The sequence below is a fragment of the Synechococcus sp. 1G10 genome, assembly GCF_002252625.1.
Classification (GTDB): Bacteria; Cyanobacteriota; Cyanobacteriia; order PCC-6307; family Cyanobiaceae; genus Regnicoccus_A.
Genome location: NZ_NQKW01000002.1, coordinates 15,409 through 32,179, shown reverse-complemented (window position 1 = coordinate 32,179; position 16,771 = coordinate 15,409). Strand labels below are relative to the sequence as shown.

Below are 16,771 nucleotides of genomic sequence, written 5' to 3'. Positions count from 1 at the left end.
GGCGATCCTGGCAGAAGTGAAGCGAACTGCCACAGGAAAGTGGTGAGGACTCGTTCTCCAACAACCGGATCTTCTCGTGGAACAGTTCAGCCACGGCGGGTAGAGCCTTGAGCGATTCAGGCGGAGGTGTCACCAACCGCCTTTGCGGTTCTTGGTGATTCCATTGCTCTCCATCGATGGGCCAGGTTGGCAACGGCTGCTCTCTGCAGCGCCCCATGAGAAAACAGTGCCAGGACCACTCCATTTGAGCGCCGTGGCGAAACCCAGCAGGGCGGCGATTATCCATACCCAACCGTGCAGGCTGAAGCTCATCACCCCTCCGAGAAAAGCATTGACGTTGCAGCCGGAGGCGAGCAGCCCCCCGAAGCCCATCGCAAGACCCCCGATGCCACGGCGCATCAGATCGGACGGATTGAGTTCCCCGGGACCTCGCCAACGGAGGGTGCCACCGGAAAATCCCCCCGCTAGGGCACCCGAGATCAGCCCCAGATCGAGAAGTACCGCTTCCTGTAACCACCAGGGCCGGGGACCCTGCAGCAGTGCCATCCGGGCAGGCGCTGACCAAAATCCTGAAGCTTCGGGATTCCAGCCCAGCCAGGTGGCCGCCTTGGCTCCGGTGATCGCCAACCCCCAGAGCACCTTCCAGGGCTCCCCCGTGACGAGCAGCACCCCGGTCGCCGCCAGGGCCAGTAGAGCAGCCCCTCCGTACGGCACTGGGCTGGAGCCGATGGATCGGCCTCTCCAGCGTTGAAGCAACCAGGCCAATAGAGCAAGACCTGCCAGCTGAAGCAGCACCGTCCAGGGAAGGGCGAGGTGGTCAAGGATTACTGGCGACAACACCTGAGGCTGGGCAGCCAGCAGCGGACGCTGCAGGCTGCCCAAGAACGCCCCGACCACGAGTCCCGCCAGGGCCACCATGACCCCCCATCCGCCCCGGGAGGTGGCGGCCAGGGTTCCGCACGCACATCCCCGGGCCAGGGCTATCCCCACCCCGAAAAGGAAGGCACCGCCAAGAAAAGGCAGCGACAGGGGAGTGCGCAGCAGTTTTGGCTCCAGGCCCACGGCCGCCCCGAAAGCCAGAGCCAGGCCCATAGCCACCACCAGCAGTGCCGCCAGTAGCAACTGGGCCTGGATGCCTCCAGGATCCCGCTCGGTGATCAGCCGTCGGTAGCCCGAACTGAATCCAAAGCGGCTAAGGGTGAGCACCAGACCGAGGGCACATCCCAGCAGCCAGATCAGGCAATCACGGCCGTCGATGGCAGCCAGGGCGAAGGCAGCTGCCAGGAGCAGGGCTCCGGGCACGACGAATCTCATAATCCTGATCAACGGTTCCTGGTTTTCGGTGGCGGCGGACTTTCGCTGCCTGTTTCACAGGCCAGGACCTGCAGCGGGATCAGTGTGGCTACAGAAACCAGGGCAATCGTCAGAGCGCCATTGAAACCGACAGAGTTGAACCTGTTGGCGGGGCTGTTCGAGGAGTGGAGAAACGAGGCCATGGAAGTCAGCTGGCAGGGCTTTTTTCTGGCCCGGTCTGCACCGGGTGGGGGGAGGCGCTGTATTCGGTCCACGATCCCTCGTAGATGCGCACGTTGGGGTATTTCAACAGATGCTTGAGCGCCAGGAACTGGAGGCTGGCCTCACGCCCGGTGCTGCAAGAGATGATCACCGTCTTGTCGGGAGTGATGCCCCTACTGACGAACAGAGCCCTCAAGTCTTCGATAGACTTGAGCTTGTGGGGGTTACTCTTCGCTGCATCCGGATTATTGGCCTCGGTCAGCAGCTGCCAAGGGATGTTGCGAGCTCCGGGGATGTGGCCGTTACGGATGAAGGTCTGGTCGGTGCCCTCGAACTGGGCCTTTGGCCTCGGATCGACGATCACCACGTTCTTTCTGCCCACCAGTGGTAGCAGCTCATCCAAGTAGATATTGAGACCCTCAACAGTGGAGGGCTTGAAGCTGCCGGCATTGAAGGTGGGGAATGCCTTGGTGGTTTCGGCGCCAGAGGCCTTGTAACCGGAGAGGCCGCCATCAAGGATGGCCACCTTGGGCACGCCGCTTTTTTCAAGGATGTAGGCCACCAGAGAAGCGCCGAGCACATTGTTGCCATCGGAGTAAATCAGCACCGAGTCCTTGTTGCTGATGCCAGCCCGGCTCAACAGACCAGCTAGCTCGCTGGGCCCCCAGATCTGAAAGGGAAGCCGGCCGTTCGGCCCACGGAAAGCCTGCTCGGAGATGTGAACGGCTCTAGGCACGTGACCGCCGATGTAATCAAGGGGAGGTACTGGGCGCACATCCAGCACCTTCCAGTCGCCGGACTTCAGGCCAGCAGCTGCCTGATCAGGAGTGAGAATCTGAAAGTTGGTGGAGCCTGAAGCCACCTTGGCAATGGAGGGAAGAGTCAGCGGGAGGGCCAGGGACACGGTTGCGATCATTCCGAGGCCTGCAGAGATCCACCGACGCCGTAGTGGAAGCCGAGAGACAAAGAACATTGTACGCAAAGACGAGCGGGGATATGATGTTAGAAATCAGATCGACAGATTGTGTGTAATTTCAGGTACAGCCGCCTGTGTGCTGATCATCGAATCGTCAACTTCCACAGGCCCCCTGGAGCGGTTTCTGAGCAATGCGGTTGGGGTGAGATCGTGATGGTTCCGAACTGGATCGGCCAGCCATGACCACGCAACCGGCTTCTCAGGCCTCAGCCGTGAGCCTGAGCGAGGCGTCACGTTTCTGGCTGAAGCTCGGGCTGGTGAGCTTCGGTGGGCCGGCCGGGCAGATCGCCCTGTTGCACCGGGAGCTGGTGGAGCGGCGGCGCTGGTTGAGCGAGCGGCGCTTCCTGCATGCCCTCAATTACTGCATGCTTCTGCCCGGTCCGGAGGCCACCCAGCTGGCCACCTATCTGGGCTGGCTGATGCATGGGGTGTCTGGTGGCCTGATCGCCGGTGGGCTGTTTCTGGCCCCCTCGGTGCTGGTGCTCACGGCCCTGGCCACGGTCTATGCCCTCTGGGGCCAGCTGCCCCTGCTCGTTTCGGTGTTTGCCGTTCTCAAGCCGACCGTGCTGGCGATCGTGCTGGTGGCGGCCTGGCGGCTGGGCCTGCGCACCCTGCGCACCCCCGTGCTGATCGGCATTGCCGTCGCGGCGTTCCTGGCCCTGGCGGTGTTGCAGCTTCCCTATCCACTGGTGGTGGTGGGGGCAGCCCTCTGCGGCCTGGTAGTGGGCCGCTGGCGATCGGGGCTGTTGCTGGTGCCAGGTCATTCAGCCCCACCGGCTCAGCAGACCAAAAGCACCACAGCATCAAACGCCGGCATGTCCGAGGTGGAGCCCATCCACGGGGACCACACGTCGACGCCGGAGCACGCCCGCTTCTGCCGCCGCCGCCTGGCACTCACCCTGCTGGCCTGGGGAATGGCCTTGCTGATTCCCCTGGCGCTGCTCACCGCTGCCGGCGGCTGGAACGGCAACCTCGCGCTGATGGCCCGCTTTTTCTCCCGGGTGGCGCTGCTGAGCTTCGGTGGGGCCTATGCCGTGCTGCCCTATGTGGCCCAGGGGGCGGTTGAGCAGTTCGGCTGGCTCTCAGCCGGCCAGATGGTCGATGGCCTGGCCCTGGGGGAAACCACCCCGGGCCCGCTGATCATGGTGGTGGCCTTCGTGGGGTTCATGGGCGGCTGGAACAGCACCCAGGGCAGCTGGCCCGCCGCCGCCGCCGCCACCCTGGTCACGGTGTGGTTCACCTTTCTTCCCTCCTTCGGATTCATCCTGGCCGGGGCGCCGCTCGTGGAGGCCAGCCGCGGCGATCTGCGCCTGGGTGCACCGCTCACAGCGATCACAGCGGCTGTGGTGGGGGTGATCGCCAGCCTGGCGGTGTTCTTCGCCGGACCGGTGCTCTGGCCCAACGGACGCCTTAATCCCGCAGCAGCACTGGTGGTGGCCCTCGCCCTGCTGGTCCTGGTGAAACTGCGCTGGAGTGTGCTGCAGGTGATTGGCGCGGCTGCAGCCATCGGTGCCGGAACCCAACTGCTGGCGCAGCTGGTGGGGTGAGAGCTGTCGCCATTCAGGTGATCAGCGGCCTGTGGATCGGCCTGGACAGCGCTTTTCCGAGAGCTCGGAGGCCATTCATGAAACGCTTTAATTGTATGAACGGCTACACAACTGATGGCCTGGCGCCGGATTCAGGAGCAGCGGCTGCGCGGCCGGGCCTTCCAGCCACGCTTTGAGCTCCATGATGTCGTGGCTTCTTGGCTGGGCGGTCTGCTGGCGATCACAGCTCTGAGTCTGATCAGTTCCTGGAGCCACTACCCCCTGGTCGTCGCACCCTTCGGGGCCTCCACCGTGCTGTTGTTCGGCCATCCCGGCAGCCCCCTGGCCCAGCCGCGCAACATCGTGCTGGGCAACACGGTGGCGGCCGCTGTCAGTGTGGTGTGTGTCGCGACGCTGGGTCGTACTCCCTGGGCGATGGGCCTGGCGGTTGGGGTCACGATCGCCCTGGGACAGCTGCTGCGCTGCCTGCATCCACCTGCCGGCGCCGTCGCCTTGCTGGGCGTGCTGCTCAAGGTCCAGCCAGGATTTGTGGTGATGCCGATGTTGACGGGTTCCCTGCTGCTGACGCTGATGGCGGTGCTGTTCAGCCGTCTGCGGCCCGGGGATGATCCCTATCCCCACCACTGGTTCTGACCAGACGGCTCAGGCCTGCACCAGCAACAGCAGGCGGTTGCCCTCCGGATCCAGCAGCCAGGCTTCCACCCCGAACGGTTCCTGCCGCGGGGGTGTGAGCAGTGATGCCCCCTGAGCTGTTGCCTGCCCAATCCAGTCGTGGAGCACCTGGGTGGGATCGCCGCCATCGGCGTGGCCTTGCAGGCACAGCGCCACACGGCCCAATTGCCGGGGCTGGGGCCGACTGCTCGACGGGGCATAGATCTCCAGGAACCCGCCGGCAGGCCAGGCCAACCGCCAGTGGGAGGCGCTCAGGCCCCGCTGCGGCTCCACCGCAAGCAGGCAGCCATAGAAGCCGGCCAGTTCCGCTGGATCGTCGGCGGCCAGCACGATCGAGCCCTTCATCTCCACCAGCTCCACCAGGGCTTTACAGCCGCTCGACCATGGCTGCCGTCGCAGAGGGGGTAGCGGCGGGAGCGGCCGCAACCGCACATCAGCACGGTGCCCGGCTGCTCCAGCTGAATCTCACGGGCAATCAGCCCACTGCCCAGATGGGCGCCGTCGCAGAACCAGCCCTGGCGGCTGCGGCGGCAGCTGCAGAGGTAGGAGCGGCCGGCGGGCAGATCCACGGGCTGCGGGCCGTCAGCGGGGGGAACCGGCCCTGACATCAGCGCACCATCCCCCGAATCAACGCCTGCCCCCAGTCTGAGCTGGCACACAGATGTTCGCGAGGAAAGGGCGCCGCAACAGCCTGATCGCGCTGGCTTTTGGACGGCGATCGCCGGATCCTCACCCGGTAGGCGCAGTGGGCTGGGAAGAGATCAGCAACCCCTCGCACACCGGGATCGGATTGGTCTTTGGAATGTCTCTTCAAGACGAGTACTTGATCAGCCAGCCCAGCATCAGCAGGCCAGAAGCAGCCATCCAACTTCCTGCCACCCGCAGGCCGATGCGCAGCCAGGCTGGATGCGGTGGGGTCAGCGCCAGGGTGAGCATCGTTGTCATCGCAGTGACGCCCACGACGCCACCCACCAAGGCCAGGGCAGCGCCGGAGTGAAAGGCCAGGGCTGATCCATTGATCAGGCCGAACCACAGACCGACCAGCACTGTCAAAGCCATGGTCGCCCGCCTGCCCATCGGCACCTCGAGCGCCACCAGCAGGCCCACCAGCGAGAAGGCAATCGTGTTCAGCCAAGGCGTCGACAGCTCGAACGGCAGCTGTAGCCCCACGATTCCGCCCAGCAACCAGGACAAGGGCAGGGCCAACCGCAGCCTCACAGCACAGGCCGCTCCCTGTTGAACCGCCAAGGCGGACAGACCGCAGACGAGCAGCAGGTCGGAGGGCGTCAGCACCAAACGGGCGGCGCCATCCGCGAAACCACCCAGGCCGGTCTGCACCAGATGGGCGCCGGCAGGTGGGGCAGCAATCGCCAAAGCTGCCATCAGGAACACGCCTGACCATCCCTTGCCGCGGCGGACACCTGCGGAGCTCATGTCAGCGCCTGCTCCAGGAAGAAGAGCCCCACCAGGGCCACTACCGCTCCAGCGCCCTGCACGAACCTGCGTCCCCCAGGCCATCGGCGCGTCTCCCCCAGCAGGATGCCTGTGAGATGGAGCAGCCCGGTGGCCATCACGAACGCCAGGCTGTAGAGAAGAGCATTGCTGCCGGCAGGAAGCTCGCTGCCGTGGGCATGGCCGTGAAACACCGCAAAGGCGGCCACGATCAGCGCAGCCAACCAGAGCGGAGCCCTTACCTCGAACAGCACCATCAGACCCAGCACCAGACCCGAAGCGGCGATGGCGATTTCGACGCCGGGAATCGGGATCCCCAGAAGGCCGAGCAGGCCGCCGAAGGCCATCACCAGGGGGAAGGCCACCGGCAGCACCCAGACGGCCGGCGGTCCCAGCACCGCCCCCCAGAGCCCAACGGCCACCATCGCCACCACATGGTCGGGCCCCGTGATCGGATGGAGGAACCCAGCCACGAACCCCCCGCTATGGCCGTGCTCCATATGGGCGAGAGCCGCCAGGGGAGAAAGGGCCAGCAGCAGACCCAGAGGAACTGGAAGGAAGGACCGTTTCATGGCAGAGAGAAAAAAGGGCTGGAGTGGGCAGTCCGGCTGAGGCGGTCAGCCCCGGCTGCAGATCGGGCAGCGCTGCAGGGCCAGGGGTGGCTCAAGGCCATAGCGCTCCAGCAGGGCCGTATCGACGAAGATCCGGTCGGTGGGGCCGTCGGCGACGATTTGGCCGGCCGCCAGCACCAGCGTGCGCTCGCAGAGGTCGAGCACCAGATCGAGATCGTGGGTGGCCACCAGCCTGGTATGGGCAAGTCCCTGAAGCAAACGGATCAGCCTGCGGCGGGCGCGTGGATCGAGGTTCGCGCTCGGCTCATCGAGCAGCAGCAGCGCCTCCGGCGGCAGGCCCAGGTTCACCGGCCCGAAGGCCACGTCCTCCGCGACGGTGGGCATGAACAACTGGTCGTCGGAATCCTGGAACACAATGCCTAGCGAGCGGCGGATCTCCGCCAGGCTGCAGCTCCCCCGCCGGAGTCCGCCGATGTGGATGGAGCCGGCCGCCGGTTCGAGCAGGCCGGTGAGCATCGCCGCCACGGATTCGCCGGGGGCAATGGTGAGCGAGATTCCATCCAGGGCAGGGGTGCCATCGGCATAGGTGAAGGCCAGCTGGCTGACCTCGATGGCGGCCGGAACCAGGAATCCGCTCATCCCATGGCTCCGATCACGAGCCGGCCAAGCAGCTCCCCCACCGGAACCTGGCGGCAGATCAGAAAAGCAGCGCTCCAGCCCAGCAGAAAACCCATATCTCTCCTGGGCAGGCATCGGGACCCGACCGTGCGGATCGAACCCGCAAACCGAACAGCAGCAGGGCAACCGCCTTGGTGAGCAGGAAGCGCAGCCCGATCGAGGCGAACGACACCCCCTACCCCCATGCCGACCACCCACTCGGGCCGCACACCCTTCATCGGCATGCTGGGGAATGACCAAGTGCCAATGACTCAGCAACGTTTGGCCCTGTCCCGCAGGGCTGCGCACCCGTGGTGCGATCTGCAAGGTTGTCGAAGTGGACCGCCTCACGTCCAGCATGGTGCCTGCGTCATCGACGTGCAGAAGTTGACTGAGTGGAGTGCTGAGCTCTCACCAACCTGCTGATCCTTTGGCGCAATTGCAGTTAAGAATGTTGAAAAGATATTCAGCAACAGCGACCAACCTGGCAACACCAACCCAGCCGAACTTGCGTGACAACGCGAACAGTGTTGTGCCGGTCCGTCCAATTAGCGTTGAACTAAGCCGCTGCGCGGCAGATTCAACAGCCCGTGAAAACAATCATTGCTTCACTCTTTACTATTCCGATACTTCCACATTCGCAGTGTGCACCCTCACACCAAGATCAGCTGAAAGCCAACTACACTCTTCATGAAGCCATGGGGGCCATGGAGCAGGTACTTCTACTTACCAGCCACGGCAATCATGAAGGAAACCTGAAAAACGGCCGGACTTATCTGCAGTAGTCCCCGCCCGGCAGAGCTTCAGATTTGCAGGCTTGTTCAACTGTGGATAAGATCGGGGCTGCGCACGATCTATCCATAATCGTTTGAACTAAGCCGCTTCGCGGCAGATTCCAAGAATAAGCATAGCAAACCTGCCTCGTTGCAGGGCTCACTGTAGATCAATGTCCTGCTGCCGAGCCATTGTCGATGGCAAGGCCTCTGCAGCCTCTTGCGAGCCTGCGCCTGCCGAAGAAGACACTGAGGGAAGTGCATCTGTAGATGCGCCCACTCCCTTCGTCTTTCCATCGGGAAGCTACCGCAATGGATCCTGCTGAACAGGAGCGCTTTGATTGCCTGTTTGATGCGAACCTGCAAGCGATGAGGCTGCACGGCTTACGCAGCAAGACGATCGACAGCTACAGCCGAACGCTACGTCGAGTGGCCGGCCATTTCGATCGTTGCCCTGATGATCTCAGCCCTTCTGAACTCAAAGACTACTTTGCCGCTCTGCTTGAGCAGTATTCGTGGAGCACGATCAAGGTCGATCTCTGCAGTCTGCAGTTTTTCCATCGCTATGTTCTCGATCGCGAGATGGAGTGGATCAAGATCATCCGTCCACCTCGAGTTCGCAGCCTACCAGATATTCCAACTCGGGAGGAGGTGCACAGGCTGATCAATACGGTGCGCAAGTTGCGCTATCGGATTTTTGTGCTGGTGGTCTACAGCCTGGGCCTGCGCATCAGTGAAGGTCTGGCCTTGGAAGTCGCCGACATCGACGGTTCACAGCGGCGCGTGCACATCCGCGATGGCAAGGGCGGCAAGGATCGCTACGTACCCATGCCGGCGCTGACGCTGCAGGCCATGCGTCGGTTCTGGACGACCCACCGCCATCCCCGACTGCTGTTCACCAGCCCGGCCGGCAGCCAGTTCATCGTGCGGATCGCCAGTGCACCGATGGATGCCAGCGGCGTGCAGGCGGCACTGAAAGCAGCCCGCCTGGAGTGTGGGATCGAGAAGAGGCTCACGGTTCACACGCTGCGGCACGCCTACTCCACCCACCTGCTGGAGCAGGGGATGGACCTGCGCCTGATCCAGTCCCTGCTCGGCCACAGCAATAGCAACACCACAGCCCGCTACGCCCACATCACCAAGGTGGTTCGCGATCACACCGGCGATCGCATTGAAACGCTGCTGAGCGGCTTCCAGCTGCGCTGGGTGGAGGAGTCATGATTCTTCTCTCCCAATTGGTGGAGCGTTACCAGGATGACCTGGAACGCCGCCATGGCCCTCAACTGCTGCCGAGCCATCGCCAGGCCTTGCAGGCGATGCGGCGCTGCCGACAGCAGGGCAGTGACCAAATGGTGCTCCACTGTTCTGACTGTGAGCACACCATCAAGATCCCCCATTCCTGCGGCCATCGCAGTTGTCCGCACTGCCAACATCATGAAAGCCAACAGTGGATTAAACGGCAACGAGCCAAGCTGCTGCCAGTACAATATTTCCTGATCACCTTCACGGTACCAGCAGAACTACGGCCATTGATCTGGCAGCATCAGCGCACCGCCTACGATCTGTTGCTGAAAACAGCCTGGCAAACGATTGATTCATTCGCTCGACGTGACCCGAAACTCAGAGGGCAGATCGGTGCCCACGCTGTGCTGCACACCCATAACCGCAGACTCTATTTCCATCCACATGTGCATCTGATCGTGCCTGCAGGTGCCGTGAATCAGCAGCGTCATGAATGGCGGACCAAGGCCACACAGTACCTGTTTCATGCTGCCAACCTGGCCAAGGTCTTCCGTGCGAAGTGGTACGAGGGAATGCGGCGGCTTGGCTTGCAGGTCAAGACAACCCTGCCGCAGGAATGGGTGGTGGACTGCAAGCATGTGGGCCATGGCGACAAGGTATTGCTCTACCTTGGCCGCTATTTGTATCGCGGCGTGCTACCTGAGGAGAACATCCTTTCGGACGCGGATGGCAAGGTAACGTTCCGGACGACGGACAACCAGGGACACGAGACGATCCAGACCGTCTGTGGGGGTGACTTCCTCTGGCTGCTTCTGCGGCATGTGCTGCCCAAACGGTTCCGTCGCGTGCGGGATTTCGGCATCCTGCATGGCAATTGCAAGCAACTGATTCAACTGGTGCAACTCCTGCTCAAGGTGTCGCTACCAGATCAGCCAGCGGCGAGCCAGAAGCCCCCCGTTCTCTGCCCCCGTTGCAGAGGGGTGATGAGCATCATCGCCGTACGGGTGCGCAGTATGGCGCCACTACTCTGCTGAGCTGAACAAGAAGGGCTGTAAGATCAATCTAGAGATAAATCCTATAGCCTGCTCCAGGCCAGTTCCCGTAGAGAGAAATGGCCTACCGGCACGGCTGCGCCCATATAATGGATAGTCACGCAACGCCACACCCATGTGGGTCATGCGACAGGCCTCTGCCTCCATAGTCAATCTGGAGCAACTGTGAAATCAGGCCGGATATTTCTGCAGTAGGCCCTGGATTCCGGAGTTGCAGGCTTGTTCAACTTCGGATAAGATCGTGGCTGCGCACGATCTATCCATAATCGTTAATCGTTTAGAGAGACGGCGGCGGAGTGGCTCGCAGCCCCTACGGCAAGGTGCCGTATACTCTTTGTATAGTCGCTTTCAGGCCATGCAAACACGGATCCAGAAATGGGGAAACAGCCTTGGGGTACGGATCCCGCGCGCTCTTGCCGAAGAAGTCGGAGTCGGCCCTGGTTCAGAAGTCAGTCTGAGTGTCCTTGAGGGTGAGCTGATCGTGAAGCCGGCGTTTCCTACTCGGTTCAAGCTAGAAGATCTCCTCGCAGGAATCACTCCTGAAAATCTCCATTCAGCAGTGGACACTGGAGAAGCTGTTGGCGTGGAGATCCTCTGATGCCAGCCGCCTATGTACCCGATAGAGGAGACTTGGTATGGCTTGAGTTCACACCTCAGGCTGGAAGCGAGCAAGCGGGGAAACGCCCGGCTCTGATTATGTCACCAAGGACATACAACAAGAAGGTTGGGTTAGCCCTTGTCTGTCCAGTGACATCGCGGATCAAAGGTTATCCCTTTGAGGTTCGCCTACCCGATGGTCTTGAGGTTGGTGGCGTAGTTCTTTCTGATCAGCTAAAGAGCTTGGACTGGCGAGCTCGGAAAGCCAGGTTGATTGATTGTGCACCGGCACCGATTGTCCAGCAAGTGACGTCTAGAATTTTACCTTTGCTGGATCCCGACAGTTAATGCCACTCTCTAACATCAAGATCCAGCGGCCGGGGCTAGAAATTCTTGATGAATCCTTTGGGTTCCTGCCCGCCGCTGATCCTGAGCGTTGGGCGGATCAAGGAGGTGCGGTAACTCAGAGCGGAACTGCGGGGGTTGCTGGCCGGCTGGTAGAACAATTCCCCCAAGCGAGGTGATGGGAACGGCCCCAACCTTCCGGTCAGACGTCCGGGGAAAACTGCAGACACGGCTCATCAAAAGCAGGTGACTTATTCCTCCACCTCGATCGTTGCCAGTGGCGGGCGGCCCGCCAGCACCCGCCGCAGCCGCTCACGGAACCACTGCAGGGGATGACCCAGATCAGCGTCTTCAAGCAGGCCACGCTGGCGCAGGCAGTCCTCATAGCTGCGCAGAACATCGCTGCGCCGGGCCACCTCCTGGGCCACGGTGTCGGCGAATTCGGGTCTCGAGGCCAGCAGAGCGCGGAAGCTGCCGCTGGGAACCACGAACAGCGTCGTGTCCTGAGCCGCCACCATCGTTGTCGGGTAAGGAACCTGGAGCAGCAGCGGCAGTTCGCCGAAGAACTCGCCAGCGTCGAAGGTGAACAGCTTGCGGCTGACCCGCTCGGTTTCGTGGATGGCGTCCATGGCGCCGTTCAGCACCATGTAAAAGAAACGCCCCTCCTCACCTTGACGGACCAGGACCGTGCCGGTGGGGAGGAAGCGGCGGGCGCCGCTGCCCACGAGCTCCCGCAGGCGCCGCTCATCCATGCTGCTGAAGCAGGGATGGTCCGGCAGGGAGCTGCGCAGCGGGCTCCGTTCTTGCGCCTCTGCGTCCTTGGCGGCCCCGTGCCTGGAGGTGAGCAGCTGGACCTGCTGACGGGCACCGGCCAGTTCGATCTGTCGATCGCGGAGCCCCTGCTCGATCGCGTAGTTGAGGGAACTGCGCAGGCTGAGGCTGGCATGGATCTGTGAGGTCCAGGCCCAGAGCTCGAATGCCAGCCCCTGGCCCTGCAGTCCGTGGAGCAGAACCTTCGGCGGCGGATCGGCCAGCACCGAGGGTTCGGCAAGTGCCGCTTCCAGCAGCACTTCGGTCACGGCCAGAGCGTCACTGCCGTGGGCCACGGTCACCTCCACATCCACCCGGCCATCCGGGCTCAGGTAGCTGAGATTCTTCACCGGCGCATTGGTGATGGCCGAGTTGGGAACCACGATCTCGGCGCCCTGAAAGGTGCGGATCACGGTGGAGCGGATCGAGATCTCTCGGATGTAACCGGTGGTGTTGCCGAACTCGATCAGATCCCCCACCTTCAGCTTTCCCTCCATCAGCAGAGTGAGGCCGCTGCTCAGGTTGCGGGTGAGCTCCTGCAGTCCAAAGCCCACCCCCACACCCAAGGCCCCGAAAAGCACAGCGAGAGCGCCGAAGTCGAGCCCCATGCCCTGGGCCACCACCACATAGCCCAGGGCGGCCAGGCCCAGGGACACGAGGGTAGCGACCGCTTCGCGCCGCCCCTCCGGCAGGGAGAACCAGAGCAGCACACGACCGGCCAGCAGACGCTTCAACAGCCGCGCCGCCAGGCTCACGGCCACCAGCAGCAGCAGAACCTGAAGAACCCACAACAGGGAAAAACTCTGACGTCCCAGTGGAAACAATGGAGACGTGAAGAATCTTTGGAGGCGCTCGAGATTCACCCTGGGGCTCCAAAGTCAGCCGCCGTTCTAGCCAGAGGATCGGCAGCGTCCACTTGCCCGCCAGCAACTGGAGGGCAGCTCGAACGAAGAGGCTTGCTTCGATGGGACCAGCGCCCCAGGGCTGGATGGCGTTCATTCGAGCTGCCGAAGTCCTGCCCTGGAGCGCGCCTGACGGTAAGTCCTTCCTTTCCGAAGCGGATCTCCACAGGTTGACCATCGCTTCCCCCCGTCCATGACGCGACTGCAAGCCAAGGTGGCCCTGGTCAGCGGCGGATCCCGCGGCATTGGCCGGGCCATCGCCGAGCGCCTGGGCCGTGATGCGGAAGCCGTTGCGGCCATAATCCGTGCAGCCGGGGTACGGGCGTTCGCCCTCCAATCCGACCTCAGCCAGGTGCACCACACGCAACATAGGTTTGCCACCGTGCTCGAGCAATTCGGTCGTCTCGACATCGTCGTCAACAACGTGGGGATGTCGGTGTTCAAACCCACCACCGAAATCGAAGAAGACGACTACGACCGAGTGATGAACACCAATGCACGCGGCACCTTCTTTGCCCTCCAGGAGGCGGCCCGTCACGTGGCCGCCGACGTCTATGCCGCCAGCAAGGCGGCGGTGGAACAGTTCGGCATGGCCTGGTCCAAGGAGCTGGGGCCCCGCGGGATCACCGTCAATCAGATCAGCCCCGGTGTCACCGACACCGACGGACTGGTGATGCCGGCATGACACACCACCGACAGGTCCTCACCTTGCTTGCAGCCATTGGCGGACTCATTGCCGGCCTTTACGCCGGACCCGCCAGCGCTCAGCATGCAGGCCAGGGGGCACAGAAGGCGATGTTCGCCACAAAAGCTGAGGCTGAAGCCGCCGCCAAGCAGTTCAATTACAAAGGCGCCCACAGGATGGGCAACCTATGGATGCCATGCGCCAGGCATGGCGAGGCCTCCGGTAGCCATTCCAGCCCAGCTGCGCACTGATGACAACTCCGGTTGTATCGCCACCGGCTTGCGGTGGTCGACCGAAGATCGTTGCCATCGGCATTGCCCCCCTGGGCATCATCTCGATCGGCATCGTGCCCATGGGTGTGGTCAGCATTGGCGTCGTGCCGATGGGGGTGTTGAGCATCGGCGCCGTCGCCATGGGAGTGATCAATGCCTCTGTGGTGGGCATGGGCATCCTGATCGCTGGGGTGAACGTGATGGGTGTGTGGTGGGTTGGGATCGAGGGTATGGGCCCCTTCCGTCTGCGGAGCCAAAGCGGGCAGGTTCATCAACACCACGGGCAGCAAGGGGCCAAACAGAACGTTTATGCCTACCCGAGCAAACAGGTGGCGCTCCAGAAGGCGAAGGAACTGGGGTGCGAGGGCGTCCATGCCATGGGCTCACTCTGGATGCCCTGCCGTGAGCACCCCAGCCACTGAAGAATCCCTGTGTTGATCAGCCTTCCATGAAGGCCTGAAACCAAGAACACCGTCAGATCTGCACGCTCGGCCACCGATCTGCATGCAGTCACTCGGCCCCCAGCCCGGAGTCCGGATGCCAGGTGCCGGTGTCGATCACAACCAGCTCCATGCCCAACCGGCGGATCGCCGCAGCAATCCGGTGCTGCCCGTCCCCGCAGGCATCGATTCCCCTGTGAGAGCTGATCTATCGATGTGGTGATGGCGCCCCACCACCGGGCGCAGGTCTAACGGAAGCAGCGCTCAGCCTTGCCGCAAGCGGGCGGATTCAGCCGAGCGCACGGCCTTGGGGCCCGCATTGCCTAAACGCTTAACAACCTGTTACAGTTCTTGAAACAACCCGTAACACACATGGCTGACTCCGCTTCCCGCTTCGGTTTTGTCGCTTTCGCCGAAACCTGGAATGGCCGCCTCGCCATGCTCGGCTTCGTGATCGGGCTCGGCACCGAGCTGCTCACCGGCCAGGGCATCCTCTCCCAGATCGGACTGGGTTGATCGTCATGAGCACCGACTACACCGCAGCTACCGCCGCCGTCATCGGCCTCGTCATTGTTCTGACGGGCATGGTGACTTACTTGCTCAGCCGTCCCAGCGACCTTTCTCAGTCATCACGATGATCGCCGCCACCCTCACCGTCGTCCTGTTCAGCACCTAGCTCGCTGGCGCCCTGCTTCAGCCAGAAGTTGCTGACTGACGCTTCAGTCCTTTTCCATTCACCTCTTAAACCCATGACCAACACTCCAGTCGACGCCCCACGTTTCCAGCAGCCCACCGAGCAGCAGATCCACCTGGATCAGCTCAAACGCGCCGAACTCTTCAATGGCCGCGCTGCCATGATCGGCATCGTGATCGGGGTGGTGGTCGAAGGCCTCACGGGCTTCGGCATTGCCCACCAGATCGGTCTCGGACCCCTGGTGGACGGTTACGCCGCCTGCCGCACCCAGTTTCTGCCTTTCTGCTTCTGACCTTTGCGCGAAAGCGCAACTACTTCAAATCCCCGGGTACTGCCTGGGGTTTTGTTGTAGGTGCCATCAGTGCCTCGCGGTCGTCATGGCAGAGCGCGGGGATGCGTTCTATCCAGCTTTGATGAGGAACCTCATTACCCAGCCATGAACCTGCCCCAGACCCCAGATCTGCTGGTGATCGCCGCCAGCAATGGCGAGAATCTCAAGCTGGCTGAGCGCTTTGCCTCCGCTGCCAGGGAACAGGGCCATTCCGCCGAGGTGCTGGACCTGACCACCGTCGCGCTGCCCCTGTTCACGCCCCGAGCCAAAGCAGCCGGCACACCGCCTGCGCTGGCCGATCTGGAGGCCCGTCTCAGTGCTTACCCCCGCTGGGTGATCTGTGCTCCGGAGTACAACGGCTCGATTCCGCCGGTGCTCACCAGTGCCATTGCCTGGCTGTCGGTGCAGGGCGACGACTTCAGAGCCCTGTTCAATGGTCGCCCCGTAGCGATCGCCACGCACTCCGGTGGTGGCGGCCACACCGTTATGACGGCCCTGCGGCTGCAGCTCGCCCACCTGGGTGCCCATGTGGTGGGCCGTCAGCTGGTGAGCAACAGCAGCCATCCAGCCAAAGACGACTCAATCGCCGATCTGATCACACGACTGCACCACCTTCGCGTGCCCCAACCATGACCCTCTCAGCGAGTGCCGCGTAGGGAAAACCCGGCGGAAAAATCAGCTTTGTTTGCCGGTCAGTTGATCGAGCAACACCCAATGCACTTGCAGCCGCCATGGCGGCTGCCCTGAAAACTGGCCGTTTCCAGCCGCAGGGCCAGGTGGTCGAGGTCGGCAGGAACAATTGTGAGATTGTGAGGCTACATCTGGCTGTCGATCGCGCTGCCAAAGCGACCCTGTCCCAGCAGGATCACATCCAACTGCAACGGGCCGCTGATGGTGTTGCCGAGCTCGCTGAAGGGAAAACTGGACGAGGTGTTCAAACCCACTTCTATTTCGGGACTCCTGAAAAATGCAAAATCCCTGCAATACAGCTGGTTTGAGCCAATCAAAGGCGCCAAGCAAGTATGTTGTTATGGAGATTTGTGTGTAAAATCGCTTGAACTTCTCGAGAATTTAATCCGCTGTGGCGTTCCAGTTGAATGGGGCCTTGGTCTTGTTGTAGGCCGCCACGAACTGATCGATCCTGGCAATCAACTCCCACCGCTGCGCGGAAGCCTGCTCCTAGGACGCTGAAGAAGCTGCCCCGCCGGATGGCCCGCTGGGTGATGACCCCAAACCA

Annotated in this window: 21 protein-coding genes; 13 read left to right on the top strand and 8 right to left on the bottom strand. The window is 62.4% G+C overall.

The annotated features are described in order from the left end of the window. Window positions 1–129 precede the first annotated feature (129 nt). Entirely contained in the window at window positions 130–1,302 is a 1,173-nt protein-coding gene (locus CJZ82_RS02190) for a YeeE/YedE thiosulfate transporter family protein (protein WP_233129983.1), read from the bottom strand. 199 nt (window positions 1,303–1,501) lie between these two features. Then, window positions 1,502–2,488 carry a sulfurtransferase gene (locus CJZ82_RS02185; RefSeq protein ID WP_094554184.1) on the bottom strand — a complete coding sequence of 329 codons (987 nt, stop codon included), beginning with the start codon at window positions 2,486–2,488 and terminating at the stop codon, window positions 1,502–1,504. Window positions 2,489–2,670: 182 nt separating this feature from the next. Between CJZ82_RS02185 and chrA the strand changes: the two genes are divergently transcribed. Then, window positions 2,671–4,038, top strand: coding sequence for a chromate efflux transporter (gene chrA, locus CJZ82_RS02180; RefSeq protein WP_094554183.1), 1,368 nt, complete (start codon window positions 2,671–2,673; stop codon window positions 4,036–4,038). A 114-nt stretch (window positions 4,039–4,152) separates the two neighbouring features. After that, window positions 4,153–4,671 carry an HPP family protein gene (locus tag CJZ82_RS02175; RefSeq protein ID WP_094554182.1) on the top strand — a complete coding sequence of 173 codons (519 nt, stop codon included), beginning with the start codon at window positions 4,153–4,155 and terminating at the stop codon, window positions 4,669–4,671. Between the two features lie 9 nt (window positions 4,672–4,680). On the opposite strand, the gene CJZ82_RS02170 is transcribed toward CJZ82_RS02175, so the two are convergent. The 5 genes from CJZ82_RS02170 to CJZ82_RS02150 all read right to left on the bottom strand — a co-directional run bounded on the left by CJZ82_RS02170 (window position 4,681) and on the right by CJZ82_RS02150 (window position 7,373). Continuing rightward, entirely contained in the window at window positions 4,681–5,055 is a 375-nt protein-coding gene (locus tag CJZ82_RS02170; RefSeq protein ID WP_198949622.1) for a VOC family protein, read from the bottom strand. Continuing rightward, on the bottom strand, window positions 5,052–5,318 hold the full coding sequence (locus CJZ82_RS02165; protein ID WP_094554181.1) for a CDGSH iron-sulfur domain-containing protein: 267 nt from the start codon (window positions 5,316–5,318) through the stop codon (window positions 5,052–5,054). The genes CJZ82_RS02170 and CJZ82_RS02165 overlap by 4 nt, the downstream gene beginning before the upstream one ends. Window positions 5,319–5,520: 202 nt before the next feature. Beyond that, window positions 5,521–6,144 carry a HupE/UreJ family protein gene (locus tag CJZ82_RS02160; protein WP_143593510.1) on the bottom strand — a complete coding sequence of 208 codons (624 nt, stop codon included), beginning with the start codon at window positions 6,142–6,144 and terminating at the stop codon, window positions 5,521–5,523. Beyond that, window positions 6,141–6,734: a HupE/UreJ family protein gene (locus CJZ82_RS02155; RefSeq protein ID WP_094554179.1), complete on the bottom strand. Its 594-nt coding sequence runs from the start codon at window positions 6,732–6,734 to the stop codon at window positions 6,141–6,143. Before CJZ82_RS02155 ends, CJZ82_RS02160 begins: the two co-directional genes overlap by 4 nt. 45 nt (window positions 6,735–6,779) lie before the next feature. Continuing rightward, on the bottom strand, window positions 6,780–7,373 hold the full coding sequence (locus tag CJZ82_RS02150; RefSeq protein WP_094554178.1) for an energy-coupling factor ABC transporter ATP-binding protein: 594 nt from the start codon (window positions 7,371–7,373) through the stop codon (window positions 6,780–6,782). 1,160 nt (window positions 7,374–8,533) lie between these two features. Between CJZ82_RS02150 and CJZ82_RS02145 the strand changes: the two genes are divergently transcribed. The 4 genes from CJZ82_RS02145 (at window position 8,534) to mazF (ending at window position 11,403) form a co-directional block, all read left to right on the top strand. Beyond that, window positions 8,534–9,385, top strand: a complete 852-nt coding sequence (locus CJZ82_RS02145) for a site-specific integrase (protein WP_233129981.1) — start codon at window positions 8,534–8,536, stop codon at window positions 9,383–9,385. Then, entirely contained in the window at window positions 9,382–10,440 is a 1,059-nt protein-coding gene (locus tag CJZ82_RS02140) for a transposase (protein WP_094554176.1), read from the top strand. Before CJZ82_RS02145 ends, CJZ82_RS02140 begins: the two co-directional genes overlap by 4 nt. Window positions 10,441–10,813: 373 nt before the next feature. Beyond that, a complete protein-coding gene (locus tag CJZ82_RS02135) occupies window positions 10,814–11,056 on the top strand; it encodes an AbrB/MazE/SpoVT family DNA-binding domain-containing protein (RefSeq protein ID WP_094554175.1) in 243 nt (80 codons plus the stop codon). Further along, entirely contained in the window at window positions 11,056–11,403 is a 348-nt protein-coding gene (gene mazF / locus CJZ82_RS02130; protein WP_094554174.1) for an endoribonuclease MazF, read from the top strand. Before CJZ82_RS02135 ends, mazF begins: the two co-directional genes overlap by 1 nt. 248 nt (window positions 11,404–11,651) lie before the next feature. On the opposite strand, the gene CJZ82_RS02125 is transcribed toward mazF, so the two are convergent. Beyond that, window positions 11,652–13,001 carry a mechanosensitive ion channel domain-containing protein gene (locus tag CJZ82_RS02125; protein WP_158218472.1) on the bottom strand — a complete coding sequence of 450 codons (1,350 nt, stop codon included), beginning with the start codon at window positions 12,999–13,001 and terminating at the stop codon, window positions 11,652–11,654. A 304-nt stretch (window positions 13,002–13,305) separates the two neighbouring features. Here CJZ82_RS02125 and CJZ82_RS02120 point away from each other — a divergent pair, with 304 nt between their 5' ends. The 7 genes from CJZ82_RS02120 to CJZ82_RS18805 all read left to right on the top strand — a co-directional run bounded on the left by CJZ82_RS02120 (window position 13,306) and on the right by CJZ82_RS18805 (window position 16,532). Beyond that, entirely contained in the window at window positions 13,306–13,797 is a 492-nt protein-coding gene (locus CJZ82_RS02120; protein WP_094554172.1) for an SDR family NAD(P)-dependent oxidoreductase, read from the top strand. Next, complete coding sequence (locus CJZ82_RS19515; protein WP_094554171.1) at window positions 13,794–14,048, top strand: hypothetical protein; 255 nt, start codon at window positions 13,794–13,796, stop codon at window positions 14,046–14,048. Before CJZ82_RS02120 ends, CJZ82_RS19515 begins: the two co-directional genes overlap by 4 nt. Next, window positions 14,048–14,491, top strand: a complete 444-nt coding sequence (locus CJZ82_RS02110) for a hypothetical protein (protein WP_094554170.1) — start codon at window positions 14,048–14,050, stop codon at window positions 14,489–14,491. Before CJZ82_RS19515 ends, CJZ82_RS02110 begins: the two co-directional genes overlap by 1 nt. 390 nt (window positions 14,492–14,881) lie before the next feature. Further along, a complete protein-coding gene (locus tag CJZ82_RS02105) occupies window positions 14,882–15,025 on the top strand; it encodes a chlorophyll a/b-binding protein (RefSeq protein ID WP_094554169.1) in 144 nt (47 codons plus the stop codon). Between the two features lie 233 nt (window positions 15,026–15,258). Beyond that, window positions 15,259–15,495, top strand: coding sequence for a chlorophyll a/b-binding protein (locus tag CJZ82_RS02100; RefSeq protein ID WP_094554168.1), 237 nt, complete (start codon window positions 15,259–15,261; stop codon window positions 15,493–15,495). A 144-nt stretch (window positions 15,496–15,639) separates the two neighbouring features. Continuing rightward, on the top strand, window positions 15,640–16,167 hold the full coding sequence (locus CJZ82_RS02095; RefSeq protein WP_094554167.1) for an NADPH-dependent FMN reductase: 528 nt from the start codon (window positions 15,640–15,642) through the stop codon (window positions 16,165–16,167). A gap of 98 nt (window positions 16,168–16,265) precedes the next feature. Continuing rightward, window positions 16,266–16,532, top strand: a complete 267-nt coding sequence (locus CJZ82_RS18805; protein WP_143593508.1) for a hypothetical protein — start codon at window positions 16,266–16,268, stop codon at window positions 16,530–16,532. The last annotated feature ends 239 nt before the right edge of the window (window positions 16,533–16,771 follow it).

Coding starts and splice junctions, on each gene's coding strand:
- chrA (WP_094554183.1), top strand. CDS start 2,671: ATGACCACGCAACCGGCTTCTCAGGCCTCAGCCGTGAGCCTGAGCGAG.
- CJZ82_RS02120 (WP_094554172.1), top strand. CDS start 13,306: ATGACGCGACTGCAAGCCAAGGTGGCCCTGGTCAGCGGCGGATCCCGC.
- mazF (WP_094554174.1), top strand. CDS start 11,056: ATGCCAGCCGCCTATGTACCCGATAGAGGAGACTTGGTATGGCTTGAG.
- CJZ82_RS02160 (WP_143593510.1), bottom strand. CDS start 6,144: ATGAGCTCCGCAGGTGTCCGCCGCGGCAAGGGATGGTCAGGCGTGTTC.
- CJZ82_RS18805 (WP_143593508.1), top strand. CDS start 16,266: ATGGCGGCTGCCCTGAAAACTGGCCGTTTCCAGCCGCAGGGCCAGGTG.
- CJZ82_RS02185 (WP_094554184.1), bottom strand. CDS start 2,488: ATGTTCTTTGTCTCTCGGCTTCCACTACGGCGTCGGTGGATCTCTGCA.
- CJZ82_RS02145 (WP_233129981.1), top strand. CDS start 8,534: ATGAGGCTGCACGGCTTACGCAGCAAGACGATCGACAGCTACAGCCGA.
- CJZ82_RS02135 (WP_094554175.1), top strand. CDS start 10,814: ATGCAAACACGGATCCAGAAATGGGGAAACAGCCTTGGGGTACGGATC.
- CJZ82_RS02175 (WP_094554182.1), top strand. CDS start 4,153: ATGGCCTGGCGCCGGATTCAGGAGCAGCGGCTGCGCGGCCGGGCCTTC.
- CJZ82_RS02150 (WP_094554178.1), bottom strand. CDS start 7,373: ATGAGCGGATTCCTGGTTCCGGCCGCCATCGAGGTCAGCCAGCTGGCC.
- CJZ82_RS02105 (WP_094554169.1), top strand. CDS start 14,882: ATGGCTGACTCCGCTTCCCGCTTCGGTTTTGTCGCTTTCGCCGAAACC.
- CJZ82_RS02140 (WP_094554176.1), top strand. CDS start 9,382: ATGATTCTTCTCTCCCAATTGGTGGAGCGTTACCAGGATGACCTGGAA.
- CJZ82_RS02110 (WP_094554170.1), top strand. CDS start 14,048: ATGACAACTCCGGTTGTATCGCCACCGGCTTGCGGTGGTCGACCGAAG.
- CJZ82_RS02155 (WP_094554179.1), bottom strand. CDS start 6,734: ATGAAACGGTCCTTCCTTCCAGTTCCTCTGGGTCTGCTGCTGGCCCTT.
- CJZ82_RS19515 (WP_094554171.1), top strand. CDS start 13,794: ATGACACACCACCGACAGGTCCTCACCTTGCTTGCAGCCATTGGCGGA.
- CJZ82_RS02165 (WP_094554181.1), bottom strand. CDS start 5,318: ATGTCAGGGCCGGTTCCCCCCGCTGACGGCCCGCAGCCCGTGGATCTG.
- CJZ82_RS02100 (WP_094554168.1), top strand. CDS start 15,259: ATGACCAACACTCCAGTCGACGCCCCACGTTTCCAGCAGCCCACCGAG.
- CJZ82_RS02095 (WP_094554167.1), top strand. CDS start 15,640: ATGAACCTGCCCCAGACCCCAGATCTGCTGGTGATCGCCGCCAGCAAT.
- CJZ82_RS02170 (WP_198949622.1), bottom strand. CDS start 5,055: ATGAAGGGCTCGATCGTGCTGGCCGCCGACGATCCAGCGGAACTGGCC.